General features: G+C 66.5%; 19 protein-coding genes and 2 pseudogenes. 9 read left to right on the forward strand and 12 right to left on the reverse strand.

From position 1 onward, the window contains the following. Positions 1-70: 70 nt before the first annotated feature. The 4 genes and pseudogenes from AC1DN0_RS25695 to AC1DN0_RS25710 form a co-directional block, all read right to left on the reverse strand. Positions 71-1,067: pseudogene (locus AC1DN0_RS25695) on the reverse strand (YbfB/YjiJ family MFS transporter). Positions 1,068-1,116: 49 nt separating this feature from the next. After that, positions 1,117-1,731 (reverse strand): TetR/AcrR family transcriptional regulator, encoded by a 615-nt coding sequence (locus AC1DN0_RS25700; RefSeq protein WP_441627524.1) that lies wholly within the window; start codon positions 1,729-1,731, stop codon positions 1,117-1,119. A gap of 567 nt (positions 1,732-2,298) precedes the next feature. Continuing rightward, the gene (gene waaC, locus AC1DN0_RS25705) at positions 2,299-3,297 is read right to left on the reverse strand and encodes a lipopolysaccharide heptosyltransferase I (protein ID WP_441627526.1); all 999 of its coding nucleotides are present in this window, start codon (positions 3,295-3,297) and stop codon (positions 2,299-2,301) included. A gap of 196 nt (positions 3,298-3,493) precedes the next feature. Beyond that, the gene (locus AC1DN0_RS25710) at positions 3,494-4,096 is read right to left on the reverse strand and encodes a cysteine hydrolase family protein (RefSeq protein WP_441627528.1); all 603 of its coding nucleotides are present in this window, start codon (positions 4,094-4,096) and stop codon (positions 3,494-3,496) included. A 145-nt stretch (positions 4,097-4,241) separates the two neighbouring features. Between AC1DN0_RS25710 and AC1DN0_RS25715 the strand changes: the two genes are divergently transcribed. Then, positions 4,242-5,114 (forward strand): LysR family transcriptional regulator, encoded by an 873-nt coding sequence (locus AC1DN0_RS25715; RefSeq protein WP_441627530.1) that lies wholly within the window; start codon positions 4,242-4,244, stop codon positions 5,112-5,114. 185 nt (positions 5,115-5,299) lie between these two features. Further along, a complete protein-coding gene (locus AC1DN0_RS25720) occupies positions 5,300-6,667 on the forward strand; it encodes an APC family permease (protein ID WP_441627532.1) in 1,368 nt (455 codons plus the stop codon). Here AC1DN0_RS25720 and AC1DN0_RS25725 read toward each other — a convergent pair. Further along, positions 6,664-7,242, reverse strand: a complete 579-nt coding sequence (locus AC1DN0_RS25725; protein WP_441627534.1) for a TetR/AcrR family transcriptional regulator — start codon at positions 7,240-7,242, stop codon at positions 6,664-6,666. The two genes, AC1DN0_RS25720 and AC1DN0_RS25725, sit on opposite strands and share 4 nt — an antisense overlap. Before the next feature lie 161 nt (positions 7,243-7,403). Then, on the reverse strand, positions 7,404-8,066 hold the full coding sequence (locus AC1DN0_RS25730; protein ID WP_477146105.1) for a copper resistance protein CopQ: 663 nt from the start codon (positions 8,064-8,066) through the stop codon (positions 7,404-7,406). Positions 8,067-8,320: 254 nt separating this feature from the next. Between AC1DN0_RS25730 and AC1DN0_RS25735 the strand changes: the two genes are divergently transcribed. Continuing rightward, positions 8,321-8,647 carry a hypothetical protein gene (locus tag AC1DN0_RS25735; protein ID WP_441634055.1) on the forward strand — a complete coding sequence of 109 codons (327 nt, stop codon included), beginning with the start codon at positions 8,321-8,323 and terminating at the stop codon, positions 8,645-8,647. Between the two features lie 121 nt (positions 8,648-8,768). Here AC1DN0_RS25735 and AC1DN0_RS25740 read toward each other — a convergent pair. The 3 genes and pseudogenes from AC1DN0_RS25740 to AC1DN0_RS25750 form a co-directional block, all read right to left on the reverse strand. Next, a pseudogene (locus AC1DN0_RS25740) lies at positions 8,769-8,960 on the reverse strand (alpha/beta fold hydrolase); the annotation flags it as partial. Positions 8,961-8,992: 32 nt separating this feature from the next. Next, positions 8,993-10,207: an FAD-dependent oxidoreductase gene (locus AC1DN0_RS25745; protein WP_477111205.1), complete on the reverse strand. Its 1,215-nt coding sequence runs from the start codon at positions 10,205-10,207 to the stop codon at positions 8,993-8,995. 49 nt (positions 10,208-10,256) lie between these two features. After that, entirely contained in the window at positions 10,257-10,700 is a 444-nt protein-coding gene (locus tag AC1DN0_RS25750) for a hypothetical protein (protein WP_477111204.1), read from the reverse strand. A 121-nt stretch (positions 10,701-10,821) separates the two neighbouring features. Between AC1DN0_RS25750 and AC1DN0_RS25755 the strand changes: the two genes are divergently transcribed. Together AC1DN0_RS25755 and AC1DN0_RS25760 are read left to right on the forward strand one after the other, a co-directional pair. After that, complete coding sequence (locus AC1DN0_RS25755) at positions 10,822-11,700, forward strand: AraC family transcriptional regulator (protein WP_477146106.1); 879 nt, start codon at positions 10,822-10,824, stop codon at positions 11,698-11,700. 125 nt (positions 11,701-11,825) lie between these two features. Further along, positions 11,826-12,263, forward strand: a complete 438-nt coding sequence (locus tag AC1DN0_RS25760) for a MarR family winged helix-turn-helix transcriptional regulator (RefSeq protein WP_441634063.1) — start codon at positions 11,826-11,828, stop codon at positions 12,261-12,263. A 138-nt stretch (positions 12,264-12,401) separates the two neighbouring features. Here AC1DN0_RS25760 and AC1DN0_RS25765 read toward each other — a convergent pair whose 3' ends face one another. Further along, positions 12,402-12,662 carry a hypothetical protein gene (locus tag AC1DN0_RS25765; RefSeq protein ID WP_477146107.1) on the reverse strand — a complete coding sequence of 87 codons (261 nt, stop codon included), beginning with the start codon at positions 12,660-12,662 and terminating at the stop codon, positions 12,402-12,404. A gap of 197 nt (positions 12,663-12,859) precedes the next feature. On the opposite strand from AC1DN0_RS25765, the gene AC1DN0_RS25770 reads away from it, so the two are divergent. From AC1DN0_RS25770 to AC1DN0_RS25785, 4 genes are all read left to right on the forward strand, one after another. Continuing rightward, on the forward strand, positions 12,860-14,071 hold the full coding sequence (locus tag AC1DN0_RS25770) for an NnrS family protein (protein ID WP_477111201.1): 1,212 nt from the start codon (positions 12,860-12,862) through the stop codon (positions 14,069-14,071). A 102-nt stretch (positions 14,072-14,173) separates the two neighbouring features. Beyond that, positions 14,174-15,613, forward strand: a complete 1,440-nt coding sequence (pdxR, locus tag AC1DN0_RS25775) for a MocR-like pyridoxine biosynthesis transcription factor PdxR (RefSeq protein ID WP_477111200.1) — start codon at positions 14,174-14,176, stop codon at positions 15,611-15,613. Positions 15,614-15,707: 94 nt separating this feature from the next. Next, a complete protein-coding gene (locus AC1DN0_RS25780) occupies positions 15,708-16,145 on the forward strand; it encodes a carboxymuconolactone decarboxylase family protein (protein WP_035871037.1) in 438 nt (145 codons plus the stop codon). A 19-nt stretch (positions 16,146-16,164) separates the two neighbouring features. Next, complete coding sequence (locus AC1DN0_RS25785; protein ID WP_477111199.1) at positions 16,165-16,623, forward strand: cupin domain-containing protein; 459 nt, start codon at positions 16,165-16,167, stop codon at positions 16,621-16,623. 84 nt (positions 16,624-16,707) lie between these two features. Here AC1DN0_RS25785 and AC1DN0_RS25790 read toward each other — a convergent pair whose 3' ends face one another. Continuing rightward, entirely contained in the window at positions 16,708-17,145 is a 438-nt protein-coding gene (locus tag AC1DN0_RS25790) for a carboxymuconolactone decarboxylase family protein (protein ID WP_441634074.1), read from the reverse strand. 136 nt (positions 17,146-17,281) lie between these two features. Next, positions 17,282-17,806 carry an RrF2 family transcriptional regulator gene (locus tag AC1DN0_RS25795; protein WP_477111198.1) on the reverse strand — a complete coding sequence of 175 codons (525 nt, stop codon included), beginning with the start codon at positions 17,804-17,806 and terminating at the stop codon, positions 17,282-17,284. Positions 17,807-17,882 lie beyond the last annotated feature (76 nt).

A 17,882-nucleotide genomic window follows, 5' to 3' on the forward strand; every position in this document is an offset into this window, starting at 1 on the left:
GCACTTGTCTGTGGCGTTTGTCTGTGGCGTGCGTGGCGCCCGTCCATTCTAGGACGCCTTCCTGTTTTCATCAGGACGCGGCAACTGGCTGCGGCTTGCGCCCCGTGAGGATGTCGGCGGTCAGCGCCAGGGCCAGCGCCACCGCGCCGCACAGGAAGATCAGCGCATAGTTGTTGTGCGAAAGCGTGAACAGGTAGGAGTAGCCGTAGCCGGCGAGGGCCTGGAACAAGGCAAAGGCCGTGGTGGCGCGGCTCCACGCTGCGCGCTGCTCGAGATGGTCGTGCGGCACCATTTCCTGGATACGCCCGAGCACCAGCGGCACGATGCCGGGCGTGAAAATGCCCAGGGCCACGGTGGCGACGCCAATGAGAATCGGGTTGCCGGACAAGGCAAGCGTGGCTACGGCAATCGCCTGCAACAGCAACGCGATGCGATAAGCCGCGCCAAAGCCGATGCGATCGGCCACATTGCCGCTCAGGACAGGTCCCGCGATGGCCGCGACACCGTACAAGACCCAGTACCCGGCACCGGTCTCCGCACCCCGGCCCAGCCCGCGCGCCACATAATCCACCAGCAGCACCATGGCGGGCACAAGCCCGAGCGCGTTCGCGGCGTACTGGGYGTACAACACGCGCAACGCCGTGTTCCCACGCCCGACCGGCTGCCTACCGGCAGCCGGTGCCGGCGCCGCGGGGGCCGAGCCCGGCCAGCCAAACCAGCTCACGGCGGTCAGGATGGCCGCGAACACGCCGAGACCGATCCAAGTGTCCTTCAGACCCAGCTGTAACAACCTGGGAAGCATGGCGGTTGGATAGCGCATTGGCAATGGGACGACCCAGCAGCGCCCCGGCCAGGTAGCCGGCGAAATTCGCCGCGCCGAGCGTCACCGCCTGCGACGACGTGAACCAATGCGCCTGGATCAGCGGCGGAATCAGCGGCGTGTAGGCGAAGCGCGCGAGGCCGATGGCTACCAGGCTGCCGCACAACCCGGCGAGGGTGGCGAACAGTGCGCGGGCATCGAGTGTCGACGCCATGGAGCTTGGGATCGTGGCTGTGTTTTCAGACATGATGCATTCCTGCGGATTCGATATGTGGTTCGCTGTGCCGGCGTGCGGCTCATGCCGTGCTGGCCGCGACGGGCAGCGGCGGCAGGCCGAGCAGGCTCAGCGCCGGACTGACGGCGCCGGTGAGCAGCGCGCGTTCCGGCCTGACCCGGGCGAGCACTCGCACCCCCAGCAGGACCGCCAGCAGGTGCGCGCCCGCGTCCGCTGCCGGGAGGACCGTCGGCACCTCGCCGCTTGCCTGCCCCGCCTCCATGCAGCGCTGGAAGAAAGCCTGGATCTGGGCAAGTTCGCCGGCGATGCCCTGGCGGCATGCGGCGTCGCCGGGCGTCGACTCCACCGCGGCATTGACCAGCATGCAGCCGCGGTGCCGCGCGTCCGCAACGGAACGATCGACGATCTCGCCGAAAAAGGACGCGATGGCATGGCCGGGCGTTTGCGACGATTCCAGCCGCGCAATCCGCTCGTGCAGCGTGCGCTCCAGGTAGTGCTCCAACGCGCGCAGGAACAGCCCGCGCTTGTCACCAAAGGCGTTGTAGAGGCTGGGCTGCGTCAAACCCGTGCACTTGACGAGATCGCGCGTGGAGGTGGCTTCGAAACCGTTCGCCCAGAAGGCATCTCCGGCTGCTTCCAGCACCTGTTGTTCGTCGAATTCGCGGGGTCGTGCCATGGTTGCTGCTCCGGCTTGGCTGACTAAGGTGGATCTGGATGGATACGTTTTGTATCGCACGATACAAAAGCGATTATATATCGGACGATATAGAACGCAAGGTGAATGCAAATGACCGTTAGAGGACCAGGGGAACGTTCATCAAATGATCAAGATGGAATGCGGCCAGATAGCGGTATCGGCACATGTGCGAAGCCGTGGCAGGCTATTGCGTCGTGAAAGCCACCCGGACGGGCATATGATGTCGAGACAGACAGCGAACCGCCGCTGCGCGCGCAGCGCCGCAGCTACAGCCATCGTGGGATCTACGTGGACAACGGGAAGGTGATGCCAGGAATGCCTGGAACACCAATTGAACGCGCTTCGGCTGATGGGCGGCTAGATGAAGTTTTAGCGGCAGCGCCGGTGCGACGGCAAGCCATCGCCCAGGCGGGGTACCCGCCCGGCACATCCGGCGTCCGGCGCGCGGGGCGGGCAAGCGATCAACGCGTGACGTGTTGAAGCGCCCGCGGCGGCTGGCTGATCACCCCAGTCCGCAACGCGGGCAGCCGCGGATCGGGCACCGGTTCAGCCCAGGCTGGCGGCCGCCACTTGTGGCCTGGCCTGACCGCCGGTGACCCGGTCGATCGCGGCAAGCACCTCATCAACTTCGGGCACCACGCCGCGGGCGCCCACGGAGACAGACTGGCCCGGCGTGTCGATCCCGAAATGCTGGCTGTCGGTCACCGTGAACAGCATCACCGACGGCTTGCCCAGCGCATCGGCCAGGTGGACGAAGCCGGTGTCGGTGCCGACCACCAGCGCGGCGGCATCCACCCGCTGCGCGCATTCGGTAATGGTCATGCGCGGCAACACCTCGGCGCCGGGAATCTCGGCAGCCAGCGCCTCCGATTGCTCGCGCTCGGCGGGCGAGCCCCAGGGCAACTGAATCTTGTAGCCCCGACCAGCCAGCGTCCTGCCGACCGAGATCCACCGCTGCGAGGGCCATTTCTTGGCCTCGACCGAGGTAGCGTGGAACAGCATGGCGCGTGGCACGCCGTCGGCATTGAGCGGTGCGGCGGGCGCAGGCACGCGCAGTGCGTAATGCTCAACGGGATCCAGTGCGTAGCCGAGCGCGTTGGCGACCACCATGCGCATCTTGTGGCGCGCGGTGGCGTCTCCGTGCGGCCCGAAGATCTGCGTATAGGCGAACACGGCACGCGCCTCGCCCAGATACTCGGCGGCGTAGCCCAGACGCCGGCTCGAGCGCGCCAGCCAGGCCACGATGGCGCTTTTATACACGCCGTGCACATCCACCACCACATCGTACTTTTCGCGACGCAATGCCCACAGTGCGCCAAAGATGGCACGCAGGTCAGCCCAGCTACGGGACTTCTTGAAGCCGCGCAGCGGCGGCGCGATCACGCGGTCGACGCCCACGGCCCAGCGGGGAATATCGGCGCAGGAAGCATCGGCCACCCAGTCGATCTTGGCCTCGGGATAAGCGCGGCGCAGGTCGGACACCAACGGCAAGGTGTGCACCATATCGCCAAGCGAGGTGATCTTGATGAGGAGGATGCGTTTCATGGATAAGGCGGGGATCGGGTTGCGGACAGGCTTCGCCGGCTTGCGGCGAGGCCGTAGTATGCACCAGGGCCATAGCCCGCGCACGCATTACCCGATGTGCACCCGCCTGTAATGGGGTCTGCGCGGCACTCGCCACGCGCCCGCGCCATGCCATCTTTTCCTTCGACTTCCGCTAACGCGCAGCCCGCCCCACCGCTCAACGCCAGGCAGCGGCGCTGGCCACGACCGTGGCAAAGCGGTCATGCAGCGCGGCCAGCGAGCCACGGTGGATTTCCGCCGCCGCGAGGGGCGCTCCGCCCAGCGGGTCCGGCAGGTCCCGCGTGGCGCAGGCCGAGGCCACCACGGTGCTGCGATAACCATGATCGAGTGCGGACCGCACCGTTGCGCTCACGCACATATGGGTCTGGAACCCCGCCACGATCAGCTCCTTGCGGCCAAGTTTTTCCAGCAACACCGCCAGGGTCGTACCGGCAAAACTATTTGGCAGGCCCTTGACCACGGTATGTTCACCGGCCTGCGGCTCCAGCCCCGCGACGATGGCCGCGTAGGGTCCTTCCGGATCGAAGGCGCCGCCGCCGGCCCGGCCGTGATGCACCACGTGCACCACCGGGCTGCCGTGGCGGCGCGCCAGCGCCAGCAGTTCGCCGCACGCCGCGATGGCCGCCGGCATGCCTGTCAGCGGCAGCTTGCCGTCCACGTATTCGCGCTGGTGGTCGATCAAGACCAGGGTGGCTGCCTCCCAGGCCGAAGGAGCGCGGCTGGCGCCGGCGAGGTCGAGCAAGGTGAAGGGTGCGGCCATCGTGATTCCTTTCGAAGTCGGTATGTGAGCCGGTACTGAACGGGTATGGATCGGGTACAGGCAGGCGCCACGGTGGCGGCAACCATGCAAGCGATGATAAGCCGCGCTATCCTGTTCGCCAATTCTCAATTGCCTCACAACCATTGTGCAAAAACGCTCACTGCACTGGGATGACCTGCTGACCCTGTCCACGCTGATCCGGACTGGCAATTATTCGGCCTGCGCCCGCGAACTGGAGGTCACGCACGCCACCGCCATCCGCCGCATCCGCCGGCTGGAGACCGCGCTCGGCAAGCCCGTGGCGACGCGCACCGATGGCGCCTTCGCGCTGTCCGCCGCCGGCCGCGCGGCACTGGCCGCGGCGCAGCAGATGGAGAACTCGGCCGAACGCCTGCTACGCGAAGTGGAGGACGCCGGCGGCGGCGTTTCCGGCGTAGTCGGCATTGCCTGCACCGCGACGCTCGGCAGCAACTTCCTGACGCCGCGCATGTTCGCGCTCTATTGCGCGCACCCGCAACTGGAAGTCCGGCTGGAAACGGACAATCGTATCGCCAGCCTGGCCCGGCGCCGCGCCCACATCGCGGTGCGTCTGGCGCGGCCGCAGGAAAGCGACGTGATCGCGCAGCGCGCCGGCAGCATGAGCTTCGGCCTCTATGCCCCGGCACGGCCAGCCGGTGCCGGCGCCTGGAGCGAGCAGGATCTCGCTGCCGCGCCGCTGTGCGGCCTGCTGGACGAAGGCCTGGCCCTGCCGGAAGCCGAATGGACGCGGGCGCTGGCAGCGCGCAAGGGTTTCCAGTCGAACAATCTGCTGGCGGTGCATGAGGCAATCCGCACCGGCCTAGGTATCGGCCTGCTGCCGCATTATCTGGCGCGCGACGATGCGCGGCTCACGATGGTGCGCGAGGTGCCGGAGGTGGTGCGGGAGATCTGGCTGGCCTATCCGCAGGAATTTCGCGGCGCTTCACGGTTCCGGCCGGTCATCGACTGGCTGGCCGGGGAGTTGCGGCAATGTCCTTGAACCTTGCAACCTGGACGCTGGCCGATGCCGCCCGTGGCGGCGGAATCCGTTGAAAGCGCGGGGGCAGGCAGTATAGTTGGCTAATGCACGCCGGCACGCGCCGTGGCGCGGGTAGCGCGCTCATTGCGATGATTGGCCAGCCGGCCTGCCGCCCCCGGCAAGCCGGCCGCACCGGGAGCACCACCATGGACCGGGACTCACCGGCAAAGCTGGATGCAGGCGCGCTCGGGCTGGGCGAATCCGTGGTGATGGGCGTGGCGGGCACGGCACCCGCCTTCAGCCTGGCGGCAACCACGGCCACCCTGGTCGCCACGGTGGGGGTCCTGGCGCCGGCCAGCTTGCTGTACTGCGGGCTGATCATGTTCGGCGTGACGCTGTCCTACCAGCAACTGAACAAGCTGCATCCCAACGCTGGCGCCTGCTATACCTGGGTGTCCGAGATCTTTCATCCCGTGCTGGGTTTCTTCGCGGGCTGGACGCTGCTGGTGGCCTCGGCGGTATTCATGGTGTCGGGCACCATTCCCGCCGCGACCGCCACCTTGCTGCTGTTCGATCCGGCGCTGGCCGAACGTCCGCCCGTGGTCACGCTGGTCGCAGCGGGCTGGCTGCTGGCGGTAAGCGCCGTCGTGATCAAGGGCATCAAGCTGACCAGCTATACCCAGGTGGCGATGACGCTGGCCGAGGTGGGTGTGCTGGCGGCAATCGTGCTCGCAGCCCTGCTGCGGGCGCCGTTGCCGCTTGCGCATCCGATCTCGCTGTCATGGTTATCGCCAACCGGCTTTACGCCGCAACTGTTTGCCAACGGCGCGCTGGTGGCGCTGTTCTTCTTCTGGGGCTGGGACGTGACGGCCAACCTGACAGAGGAAACACGCGATCCCGAACACGCGCCCGGACACGGGGCCGTGCTTTCCATGCTCATCGTCCTTGCGCTGTTCCTGGCCTTCGTCGTCGCCAGCCTGGCGGTGCTGAGCGACGAGGAGATTCGCCGTGCCGGCACCAATACCGTGTTCGCCCTCGCCGCCCGGCTCTTGCCGCGCCCGTGGGACTACCTGGCCGTACTGGCCGTCATGCTCAGCACCGTGGGTACGCTGGAAACCTCGATCCTGCAGTTCACCCGCACCCTTTACGCCAAAGGCCGCGATGGCTTGCTGCACCCGCGCTATGCCGCATTGCATCGCACCTGGCGCACGCCGTGGGTGGCGACAACCGCGATTGCATCGTTCGGCTTGCTGTTGCTGGCCCTGTCCGCGGGCTTCAGCAGCGTGGGCCAGATCATCCAGGACTCGGTCAACGCCATCGGCTTCCAGGTGGCATTCTATTACGGACTGGCAGGATTCGCCTGCGCCTGGCACTCCCTGCACCATGCCGCACGCACGCCGGCCAGGCTGTTGTTGCGGGTGCTCTGGCCGGCCGGCAGCGCAGCGTTCCTGTGGTTTATCGCGCTTTACAGCATCCCGAGTTTCGACCTGGCCACGCGCGTGGTTGCCCTGGGCGGCATCGCCGCCGGTGCCGTGCCGCTCTGGCTGAACCGGCGGCGCCAACTGACCGCTTAGGCGGCAACGGACGCCATCAGCAGATCCGACGCGGCTTCGATACGCTGGGGGGCGCCGAACAGGCGCGCCACCACCAGCCCGTTCTGCAGGGCGCCGAAGACCGCTTGCGCCATCGACTGAGGAGGCAATGGCATGGCATGGCTCTGCGTAGCCCGCCCGTTCCGCGGCACGCTTTCGAGCAAGCGGGTGAGCCAGCTTTCATTCAGCCGATAGAAATCCTTGAGGATGCGATGCACCGCCTCGGGCAGCAGCAAGGTTTCCGTGGAAAGCATGCCGACCAGGCAGATCGCGTCACCGCCCGCCGTAGCTTGCCAGGGCCTCAGATACGCGCGAGCCTGTTCGGCCACGGGCAGGCTGGTGTCGATGTCGCGCACATACCCGGAGATGCGCGCGCTGTATTCCGTCACCGCCGCCGTCAGCAGGTCCTCCTTGGAGGGGAAGTAGTAATGGATGCTGGAGGTCTTGACCCCCACCTTCTCGGCGAGGTCCCGATAGCTGAAGCCATTGAAGCCCCGCTGCCGCACCAGCACCAGGGTGTGCTCAAGCAGTTGTTCGCGTACGGATTGGGTGGTCATATGGCATACATCCACCTTTCGGCGGACCCTCGGGAAGCGTTGGCGGTGCCCTGGCCGGAGGTTGTTCCCGGTATCAATGGCAAAAAGCCGGTGCTACCGGCTCTTTGCATGCACCACCAGACTCATTGGCTGACAGGTTGATTCACTTCACGGCATCGCGTTCAGGCGTTGGCGCCTTCGGTGAATACATCGAACTTGCCGGTACGGGCGCCATCCGTGTAGGCATCGACGCTACGGGCCGGGGAAGCCGACACGCCGGTACGGTCCAGGCCAGCGACGATGCGGGCGCCGTCGGTGTACGGGTCGAACTTGCCGACACGGGCACCTTCGGTGAACGGGTCGAACTTGCCGCTACGGGCGCCATCGGTATAGGCATCCACGCTGCGGGCCGGGGAAGCCGACACGCCGGTACGGTCCAGGCCGGCGACGATACGGGCGCCGTCGGTGTACGGATCAGCCTTGCCGACGCGGGCACCTTCGGTGAACGGGTCGAACTTGCCGCTGCGGGCGCCATCGGTATAGCCATCCACGCTGCGGGCCGGGGAAGCCGACACACCGGTGCGGTCCAGGCCGGCGACGATACGGGCGCCGTCGGTGTACGGGTCAGCCTTGCCTACGCGGGCGCCGTCGGTGAACGGGTCGGCCTTGCCGCTACGCGCGCCGTCGGTGAACGCGTCGGGCGTGGCGCTGCGGAACACATAGCCGTACTTGTCGCCGGCGAAGCTGCTGTCCTTCGGGCCCGAGGCCTGCGCGGTGCCGGCAACGAAGGCGGCGGCAAGGGCGGCGGCGGTGATCAGGGTCTTGGCGAAGAGGTTCGAGGTCATGATGTTCTCCATTCACTTTGAGGATCCGCGCTGGGGCGGAATCGAATCGGTACGCTTTGGAAGCCTTCGTTCTTTCTGGTCGAGCAGGATTTGCACGTCCATCAACGTGTGCCCGCACCCTCCGGCCCAAAAGGGAATCGCCGAAATGCCAGCAACAAGGATTTACAACGTTTTACTTCAGGCAGCATGAAATCACTCCTACGATGATATTTGCGGGATGCAGTACAGGGTCCTCGCTACCACCGGAGCAAGAGATGCGCAAAGTCCTCACGATGACGTTACTTATCGCCGCCGCGACGGCTTCAGGCTTGAGCTATGCCCAGCAAAAGAAGTTCGACCCGTACACCGACGGCGCCAAGGCAGGCAAGGCCGACCCCTATACGGACGGCGCGAAATCCGGCAAGTTCGATCCATACACGGATGGCGCCAAGCAATCCACCCAGATGGACCTGAATGCCAACCAGGCCAAGCCCGACCCGTACACCGACGGTGCCAAGGCTGGCAAGGCCGATCCCTATACGGACGGCGCGAAGGCCGGCAAGGCCGACCCCTATACGGACGGCGCGAAGTCTTCCAAGTAATTGGCATCCGCGTTGCCGCTCCGCAAGCGGCAACGCATATCCACCATGGCGCGCCTACCGCAGCGAACCCGCGCGGCCTCCTCCCCTAGCCGCGCGGCCTGCACTTATGCCTGTCGCGGCTTCATCCGTGCAACCCCTGCAAAAAGGCAAGCAAGTCTGCATTGACCTGCTCTGCGTTGACCGCGCACATCCCATGCGATGCGCCCGGGCAGACCTTCAGCGTCGCGTTTCTGACCAGCCTGGAGGCCAGCATGGCCGCCGCCCCGATCGGCACGATCTGGTCGGCGTCACCATGCAGGAACGGCGTCGGCACGATTCCGATTGCCGCCCCGCAAGCCGTGGCGCCTAGCCAGCCAGGACGCGCTTGGGCGCATGGGGCCGGCCCCCGTAGCCAAGCAAGATTTCCGTACCGCGCTGCGAAGCCAGGATGGCGTGCGAACTGTGTTCCCGCATGGCGGTTTCGTAACTGCCGATGGCCGCGCGCAGCGAACAGTGGCCGGCGGCGGCCTCGCCCAGTTGCCGCGCCAGCAGGTAGGCATCGTGCAGCGCCGCATTCGCCCCCAGGCCACCTGCGGGACTCATCGCATGGATGGCATCCCCCAGCACCGTGACCGCATTGGTCGGCCAGGCCGGCGGCACGTCTGCCGTCCTGACGGGCAGCATGGCCAGCGAGGCGCGATCGCCCAGCTGGAACAGCGCCCGCAGCCCGCTGTGCCAGTCTGCCGTGACGCGCTCGATGCGCGCGGCGAGTTCGTCCTGGCGCAACGCATCGCCACCCTCCCAGCCGATGCCAAGGCTCTCGCGGGCGCCGACGATGGCCCAGTAGAGATAGTCCTCGCACTCGCCCAGGCGGTAGCCCGTGGACTGCGGCCGGAACCGCATCGGATCGATGATGACCGCGAGGCCATCGCCGAAGACGATAGAAGTCCTGTCCCGCAGCACGCCGGAGATCCGCGCCAGCGCGGCAGGCGTCGGGCAAGTCTTGCCATAGAGGCAGGCGCACCCGGTATCCGCCGGGGTGGCGCCCGGCAAACGGCGCCGGCGCACCTGGGAATTGACGCCATCCGCCGCCACCAGCACGTCCGAGACGGCGGATGAACCATCCGCAAACACGGCGGCCACGCGCCCGTCTTCGCACTCCCGGTAACGCACGCACGCCTTGCCGAAATGCACACGGTCCTCGATGCCGCACAGCAGGACTTCGCGCAGCGTCTGGCGGTTCACGCTCAGGTCGTCCTCTTCAACATTTCCAGCGCCTTCGTTCCCGGCCCGCCGCCACGACTCCACCCACATTCCGGTCACGGCATCGAGCCCTGTGTCAACCACATTGACGCCCTCCACGGGCATCGCGCCGGTTGCCTTGAACAAGGCGAAAAGGTCTGCCGGCAAGCAGGCCTTCAAGGCTTGCTGGCCCCGATGATCGATGCGGATGCGGTAGCCCTGCGTGCGGCTGGCCAGTGCCGCATCGCGCTCGTAGACATCGAAGGCGATGCCATGCCTCCTGAGCCCTTGCGCCAGGCACAAGCCGCCCAGGCCGGCGCCGACGATGGTGATGTGCATGGGCCTCGCCATCAAGGCGCGCTGCGCCGCCACAGCGCCCGCCCGGCGTTCAGCGCGCGGGGCCATCTTGCACTCCGGCAACCGCATTCGCCGTGGTCGTGGCAGCCAGGGCATCGTTGCCCAGCGCCAGCGCTTCCGCCATGGTGGCGGCCATCGCCACGGGCACGCCAAAGGCCTTGACCGCCATCTGCGCCTGCTCGGCCATTGCCGCCCGCTTGTCCGGGTCGGGTTCGATATGGATCAGCGCCCTGCAGCTTCTCCCGAGTGGCGCCTTGTGCTGTTTGAGCCATAGCGCGCGTTGCTTGCGGTCCTCGTGCGCTTCTTCGCCCCGCGCGGCATGGATCAGCACAAAGACCCGGTCCTGCCCGACCAGGGCCGTCATCTCGTCGCGCCACCGGGCGGCGTAGCCTGGCAGCATGGCTTCGGCGCGGCCGACCACGAGGGGGAAGTTCGATACGTCGTAGATGTGGAAGCTGGAAGCCTGTGCTTGCATGTCGCTCTCCTGCGCTGCGGGTAAAAGTTGACGCGTTGAATAAGGCGCCTCGCATGCAGTATCCAGTGGAAGCGGGTAGACTCGATAACGTTATCACGCCTAAAAATATTGAATTCCGGCCATGCCTTCCCGCCCAGCCCATCCTGCGGTCCCTAACGCTGACGACGCGTCCCTGCAGGCGGAAACCCAGACCCTGCTCGCCTCCTTTGCCGACTCGAGCGAGCAAGCGGGCGGCCCTGCCCTGATCGCCATGCGCGGTGCCGACAGGACCGACAACGAATTCCGGCTTGGCACGCGTGAGCTGGACTGGCATAGCCACGTGCGCGGCCAGTTGTTCTGCATCGACAACGGCCTGGTGCATGTCCGCACCCGCCACGGCTCCTGGCTGCTGCCCGCCCAGCGCGCTGGCTGGATGCCGCCGGGCGAGACGCATCGCGTCACCATCAGCGGCGTGCTGGGCGGCTGGAACGTGTGGATTGCCCCCTCCGCGGCGCAGGACCTGCCGCGCCTGCCTTGCGTATTGGGAACCAGCGAACTGATGCGCGCGCTGATCAGCCGTGCTGCGTCCTGGCCCTCGCCTTTCGCGCCGGATCCTGCGCAGGAGCGCATTGCCGCGGTACTGCTCGACGAGATCCGGCAGGCGCCGCGCGAGCCCCTGCATCTGCCCTTGCCAACCGACCGGCGCGCGCTGCGGATCAGCAATRCCATCCTGGGATGCCCGGATGACCATCGCAGCCTGGTGGAGTGGGCAGACTGGGCGGGCATGTCGCCGCGTACGCTATCCCGCCTGTTCCTTGGAGAGACTGGCCTGAGCTTTGCCCATTGGCGCCAGCAGGCTCGCCTGACCCTGGCGCTGGAACGGCTCGCACGCGGCGAAGCCGTGGCCGCTGTGGCCGAGACCCTGGGCTACGCCACGCCGAGCAACTTCATCGCCATGTTCCGCCGTGCTTTTGGCGACTCGCCGGCCCGGTATTTTGYGAACCGCGGACTGGGTGGCTAGCTACCGGAAGCGGCCCGTTCCTCGCCCTCACTCCCGCCCCGGCGGCTCACTGAAAATCCGTAGATTCTGACCTTGAATTTATCTGACTTATCAAATAACATCCATCCAGCAAACAGGAGGCGCCCATGAAGCACTACACCAGAGAGAACTTTCGCCTCACGCAGAGCGTGGGGTTCTTCCTCAACAAGGCCCGCAACCTTGTGCTGATGGAAATGGACGCCGCCCTCAAGGAACTGGATATCACCGCCCAGCAGATGGGCATCCTGCTGTCGCTGTCCCGAGGCGTCGCCACCACCCCGTTCGAACTCAGCAAGCTGCTGGTGATCGACACCGGCCTGATGACCCGCATGCTCGACAAGCTGGAGCACAAGGGCCTGCTGACCCGCTCGCGCAGCGTGGACGACCGCCGCGTGGTCAACCTGGAGCTGACCGCCAAGGGCCATGGCGTTGCCGAACAGATCCCGGAGATCGCCCCCGAGGTGCTGAATGCGCGCCTGAAGGATTTCACCAAGAGCGAGTTCGACGAGTTCATCCGCCTGCTCGGCAAATTCTCGGCCGCCTGAGCGCATCATTTTTAATTATTTAAAAGCGCGCGACAATTTCCTTGCGCCGGTGCCGGGCAAAATCATGCCGTGCCCCGATGCGCGTGCTGCTACCCTGGCCTTCGCCGGTTTTGCAGTGGTGTTCTTCATTCGCTCGGGCTACACCACCACCGTGGACACCTTGACGCTGGTGCCGCCCRCGTTGCGGCAAGGCATTCCGACCGCGCCCGCCAGGTGGTAGATGATGGGCGGCAACATCTGCGCCACGCCCGCAGCGATGATGAAAAAGCTGAAGGTCCGCTCTGCCGCCGCGGGATCGAAGGACACAGGATCAGAGCGCAGCGCGCGCATACGTTCCAGATTGCCAAGCACGGGCTCCGCCAGCGCCCGGTCGCTATCGGCATAGCGGCAAATTGTCATGCCGGATCCGAGCCTCGCCATCGGTCTTTATGTTGCATTTAAAATGCTTGTTTTATAGAATCGTTATCAGGTTGCTGCGCCGCACGATATGAAGCGCCGGTAACACCGGTAACGCCGGTTGGCAAGCGAGGCCGCTGCGACACCGCCTTGGCGGCTGCCGCATCCCGAATTCCACCCGACACATTGAGAGCCGAACCATGCTGCCCCTTGCGCAAAACCAGCCACCGGCAAGCCACGCCACCACGCGCTATCACGGCCATCCCGTCCTTGCGCTGGCGTTCCGGCCGTTCTACCTGCTGGCGGCCGCCTTTGCCGTGGTGGCCGTTGGCGTCTGGACCGCGATCTACCTGGGCTGGTGGCCCCATGCCGGTGCGCAGCCGGCCATGGGCGGCATGCTGTGGCACGCGCACGAGATGGTGTTCGGCTTTGCCGCCGCGATCGTGGTCGGCTTCCTGTTCACTGCCGGCAAGAACTGGACAGGCCTGCAAACACCGCAGGGCGGCTTGCTGGCCTGCCTCGCTGCCGTCTGGCTAGCGGCGCGCGTGCTGATGTGGACCGGGCCGGCAGCCGTTGCGGCGGGGCTGGACCTGGCCTTCCTGCTGCTTTGCGCGGCCAGCTTCCTGCGCGTRCTGGTTCGCGCCGGCAGTACGCGCAACTACGGGCTTGCCGCCGCGTTGTTCCTGCTGTGGGCGCTGAATGCGGTGTTCCATGTGGCGCTGGCCAACGGCGCCGTGCTGCTCGCGCTGCAAAGCGCCGATGCGGGGATCGGGCTGATCGTCATCTTCATTACCGTGATCGGCGGGCGCGTGATCCCGATGTTCACCGCCAACACGGTCCCAGGGGTACGCATCCGGCGCTCGGCGGCTATCGAGCGCAGCGTTGTGGCGCTGACGCTGGCCGCGATGACCGCCTGCACGCTGGCGCCGCGCGGCATGGCCACCGCCGCGATCGCGCTGCTGGCCGCGCTGGCGCAAGCCGTGCGACTGGGCGGCTGGAGCTCGCGGCGCACGGCAGGCAAGCCCCTGATCGCCATCCTGCACCTCGCCTACGGCTGCCTGCCGCTGGGCCTGCTCTTGCTGGCGGCCGCCGCACTTGGCTGGGCCGACCGCTCGACGGCCTTGCACGCGCTCACCGTGGGCGCGATCGGTTGCGCCATCCTGGGGATGATCACGCGCACCGCGCTGGGCCATACGGGCCGCAAGCTGGAGGCCGGCCAGATGGAGAAAGCGGCTTATGCGTGCATCGGCACGGCTGCCCTCTTCCGCGTCCTGGGGCCGCTATTGCTGCCGCAATACAAGCCGTTCTGGATAGCCGGGGCCGCTGCGCTGTGGATGGCGGCGTTCTTGCTTTACCTGGTGAAATACACGCCCTACCTGACCAGGCCACGCGCCGACGGGCGGGACGGCTGAGCGGCCAGGGCCCGGGCCAAGCCCCCCTCCAGCGCCCCTTCACCGATGGCATGAGCGGCTACTAAAATCAATGAACTTTTCTCCGTCTCAGGTAGCCAGCAAATGGACGTCCATTTGACTATTCACGGCCGGCAGGGCCTGGCCGGCCAGCTTTATCGCCAGTTGCGCGCGGGTATCGTCGACGGACGGCTGGCGCCGGGCGAGAGACTGCCGTCTACCCGCGACCTCGCCACGCAGCTCGGCATCTCGCGCAAGACCACGCTCGATGTGTTCGAGCGGTTGATTGCCGAGGGCTACCTGCGCTCGCGCGCCGGCGACGGCACCTTCGTGGCGCACGAGATGACCCGCCTGGCACCGGCGCCGGCACCGGTCTCCCCGAGTCCCGGCTCCGGCTCGATCTGGGAGACGTTGCCGGACGCCTTGCCGATGACGGCGCCCGGCGCGGCGCCCGCGTTCGACTTCGTGGGCGGCATCACAGACAAGGCCTTGTTTCCCTTCGATAAATGGCGCAGTTGCGTGAGCCACGCGCTGCGCATGCAGGCCCGCGGACGCGGCACCTACCGGGATCCCGCCGGGGAGCAGGAGCTGCGCCTGGCGGTCTCGCGCTACCTGGCTTTCAGCCGCGCCGTGGCCAGCAACTGGCAGGACGTCATCGTGACGCAAGGCGCGCAGCAGGCGATCGACCTGATGGCACGGGTCGTGATCCGCCCAGGCGATGTGGTGGCGGTGGAAGATCCCGGCTACCCGCCCGCGCGCATCGCATTTTCCGCGCTCGGCGCGCAGGTGGCGCACGTCCCGGTCGATGCCGAGGGGCTGGTGGTGGACGCCCTGCCCGGCAACGCACGCATTGTCTACGTCACGCCCTCGCACCAGTTCCCGCTGGGCATGGCCATGAGCATTGAGCGCCGCGTCGCGCTGCTGGAATGGGCGCAACGCCGCGGTGCGCTGCTGCTGGAAGACGACTACGACGGTGAATTCCGCTTCATGGGCCGCCCGATGGAGTCGCTCAAGAGCCTGGACAAGACCGGCGTGGTGGCGTACGTGGGCACCTTCTCCAAGACGATCTTTCCCGAACTGCGCATTGGCTACGTGATCCCCCCGGCACCGTTGGCCACAGCGGTACGCCGCGCCAAGCAGGTCGGCGACTGGCATAGCTGCACCATGACGCAGACCGCCCTCGCCAAGTTCATGCTCGACGGCTATTTCGGCAAGCATCTGCGGCGCATGCACAAGGAATATGCCGCGCGCCGGACCGCGCTGCTTGCGCACCTGGACGGCCCGCTGAGCCGCTGGTTCACGGCGCTCGCGCCGGCCGCCGGCATCCACCTGGTTGCCCGGCTGAAGACGGAGCAGGATGAGCAGGCGCTGATCGCACGTGCCGCCGCCGCATCCATCGGCCTGTACGGCATCTCCGGCATGTACGCAGGGCAACGGCCAACACCCGGGATCCTGTTTGGCTATGGCGGCATCGGCGTGGCCGACATTCACGCCGGCATGGAAAAACTGGCCGGGGCGATGGATGGCCATCACTGGCTACCTTAAATTACAAAAAAGTGGCTATTTTTTATAACCAGTTGCCGTCCTAATCTTGTTCCTGTCGCGCAGCCAACCCGGCGGCGCAAACCAGGAGCAAACCATGGAACAACGTCTCGACTTCTACAAAGCCAGCCCCGCCACCATCAAGGCGCTGATCGGGCTGGAGGAACGCATCGGCAAGAGCGGACTGGAACAGCCGCTGGTGGAACTGGTGCGCCTGCGGGCTTCGCAAATCAACGGCTGCGCCTATTGCATCGACTTGCACACCACCGACGCGCGCAAGGGCGGCGAAGACGACCGCCGCCTGGCCACCCTGTCGGTCTGGCGCGAAACGCCCTTCTTCTCCGCGCGCGAGCAAGCCGCGCTGGCCTGGACCGAGGCAGTCACGTTGGTCGCGCAGGACCACGTGCCCGACGCCGCCTGGGAAGCCGTCCGCCCGCACTTCAGCGACGCCGAGCTGGTCGACCTGACGCTGCTGATCTCCGCGATCAATAGCTGGAACCGCTTCGCCATCTCGTTCCGCAAGACGCCGGCCTGAGCCAGGGGAGACAATGACGATGAGCCGATTGCAGATTGGACGGGCCGTGTCCCGCCTGGCGATTGCGACAGTAGTGTCGGCCGTGCTGGCGTTGCCGGGCGCGGGCAGTGCCCTTGCCCATACGCCTGACGGACAACCCGGTAAGTCAGAGGAAAGCGTGCAGCCGCTGATGAAACAGCCGATCCCTGAGGCCGCGGGCAAGAACGTCCTGCTGGCAACAGTGACATTCGCACCCGGCCAGGAGTCCGAGCCCCATGTCCACCCCGGATCGATCTTTGCCTATGTACTGGAAGGTACCGTGGTATCGCAACTCGGCGGCGAGCCCGAAAGGACCTATGGCAAGGGCCAGAGCTGGTACGAAGCGCCCGGCGCGCGGCATCTCGTCACCCGCAACGCCAGCAAGACCAAGCCGGCCAGACTACTGGTGTTTGGCATCGCCGCCGAAGGCGATCCAATCAAGCAGCCGCTGCCCCGATAAGCTGGCGGCCAGGACCTGCGGGCGTGGGCCTGCCGGCATGCCCGTTCCAGACCCCGCGCATGGCAGTGTCCCGGCTCCCGGCTCCTAGACGGGAGACCGGCGAAACGCGATGCCGAAGCGGTTAAGACTATTGACCGCCGTGACCAGCAAGGTCAGGTCCACGATCTCCCGCTCCGAAAAATACGGCCGTACCGCCTCCCAGACGGCATCCGGCACATGCGTGCCGGCGATGTCCGTCACCGCCTCGGCCCACGCCAGCGCCGCCCGCTCACGGTCGGTGTACAGCGGCGTCTCACGCCAGACTTCCAGCATATCGATCCGCGCCGCCATTTCGCCGTCCTTGCGCGCCCGCGCCGAATGCAGGTCGATGCAATATGGACAGCCGTTGACCTGCGACACACGCAGGCGCACCAGATCCACCAGCGAATGCTCAAGCCGGTAGCGCTGGTTGCGCCTGTCCAGGCGAATCAATAGTTCGGTGCTGAGCCGGTTGGCCCGGTGGCTGTCGAGCCGCAATGTCATCCCGATCTCCCCTGCCGGCCCTGCCGGACGGCTGGCCGCATACGGCAGACTAGAGCCGCCAGCGGGCGCAGACAATAGCCACTACGGCGCCATTTCGGGTAACCAGTGCAGGCCTCCGCTTCGGGGTCCCGGCTACTTACTGCTCACCTGCATCGCCTGGCGCTGCCCGGGCAGGCCTGGCCTTGCGCATCACGCTCTTCACGGGAATCCCCACCATGGTGGCCGCCCCGTCCTGTCCAAGCGCGCGGCTCAGCGCCGCGGGCTTCTCCACCAGATCCTGCAGGCTGTAGGCATCCAGCACCTCGAAATATGCCCGCAGCGCGGCGGCAAGCACGCCCCGCAAGCCGCACACGCGCGTGATCACGCAATGGTTGTCATCCCCCAGGAAGCACTCCACCAGGTGGAAATCCGACTCCATGGTGCGGATCACCTCGCCCACATTGATCTGCGCCGCCGGCCGGCCCAGCTCGATGCCGCCGGCGCGCCCGCGCACCGTGTGCAGGAAGCCGGCCTGGCCAAGCTTCTGCACAATCTTGATCAGGTGGTTCTTGGGAATGCCGAACGCATCCGCGATGCGCTGGATGGTCACAAGCTCGCCTGGGTGGACCGCGACATAGATCAGGGTCCGCAGACTGTAGTCGGTGTAGTCAGTCAGTCTCATGGCTTGGGTCCGGCTTGCGGCGGTGATGGTATGCGTGGCAGCCAGGATGGCTCTGCGGCAGGCGCAGCGCTGCTTT

It is taken from the genome of Cupriavidus sp. 05N39 (assembly GCF_056397325.1).

Coding starts and splice junctions, on each gene's coding strand:
- AC1DN0_RS25700 (WP_441627524.1), bottom strand. CDS start 1,731: ATGGCACGACCCCGCGAATTCGACGAACAACAGGTGCTGGAAGCAGCC.
- waaC (WP_441627526.1), bottom strand. CDS start 3,297: ATGAAACGCATCCTCCTCATCAAGATCACCTCGCTTGGCGATATGGTG.
- AC1DN0_RS25710 (WP_441627528.1), bottom strand. CDS start 4,096: ATGGCCGCACCCTTCACCTTGCTCGACCTCGCCGGCGCCAGCCGCGCT.
- AC1DN0_RS25720 (WP_441627532.1), top strand. CDS start 5,300: ATGGACCGGGACTCACCGGCAAAGCTGGATGCAGGCGCGCTCGGGCTG.
- AC1DN0_RS25725 (WP_441627534.1), bottom strand. CDS start 7,242: ATGACCACCCAATCCGTACGCGAACAACTGCTTGAGCACACCCTGGTG.
- AC1DN0_RS25730 (WP_477146105.1), bottom strand. CDS start 8,066: ATGACCTCGAACCTCTTCGCCAAGACCCTGATCACCGCCGCCGCCCTT.
- AC1DN0_RS25735 (WP_441634055.1), top strand. CDS start 8,321: ATGCGCAAAGTCCTCACGATGACGTTACTTATCGCCGCCGCGACGGCT.
- AC1DN0_RS25745 (WP_477111205.1), bottom strand. CDS start 10,207: ATGCACATCACCATCGTCGGCGCCGGCCTGGGCGGCTTGTGCCTGGCG.
- AC1DN0_RS25750 (WP_477111204.1), bottom strand. CDS start 10,700: ATGCAAGCACAGGCTTCCAGCTTCCACATCTACGACGTATCGAACTTC.
- AC1DN0_RS25760 (WP_441634063.1), top strand. CDS start 11,826: ATGAAGCACTACACCAGAGAGAACTTTCGCCTCACGCAGAGCGTGGGG.
- pdxR (WP_477111200.1), top strand. CDS start 14,174: ATGGACGTCCATTTGACTATTCACGGCCGGCAGGGCCTGGCCGGCCAG.
- AC1DN0_RS25780 (WP_035871037.1), top strand. CDS start 15,708: ATGGAACAACGTCTCGACTTCTACAAAGCCAGCCCCGCCACCATCAAG.
- AC1DN0_RS25785 (WP_477111199.1), top strand. CDS start 16,165: ATGAGCCGATTGCAGATTGGACGGGCCGTGTCCCGCCTGGCGATTGCG.
- AC1DN0_RS25790 (WP_441634074.1), bottom strand. CDS start 17,145: ATGACATTGCGGCTCGACAGCCACCGGGCCAACCGGCTCAGCACCGAA.
- AC1DN0_RS25795 (WP_477111198.1), bottom strand. CDS start 17,806: ATGAGACTGACTGACTACACCGACTACAGTCTGCGGACCCTGATCTAT.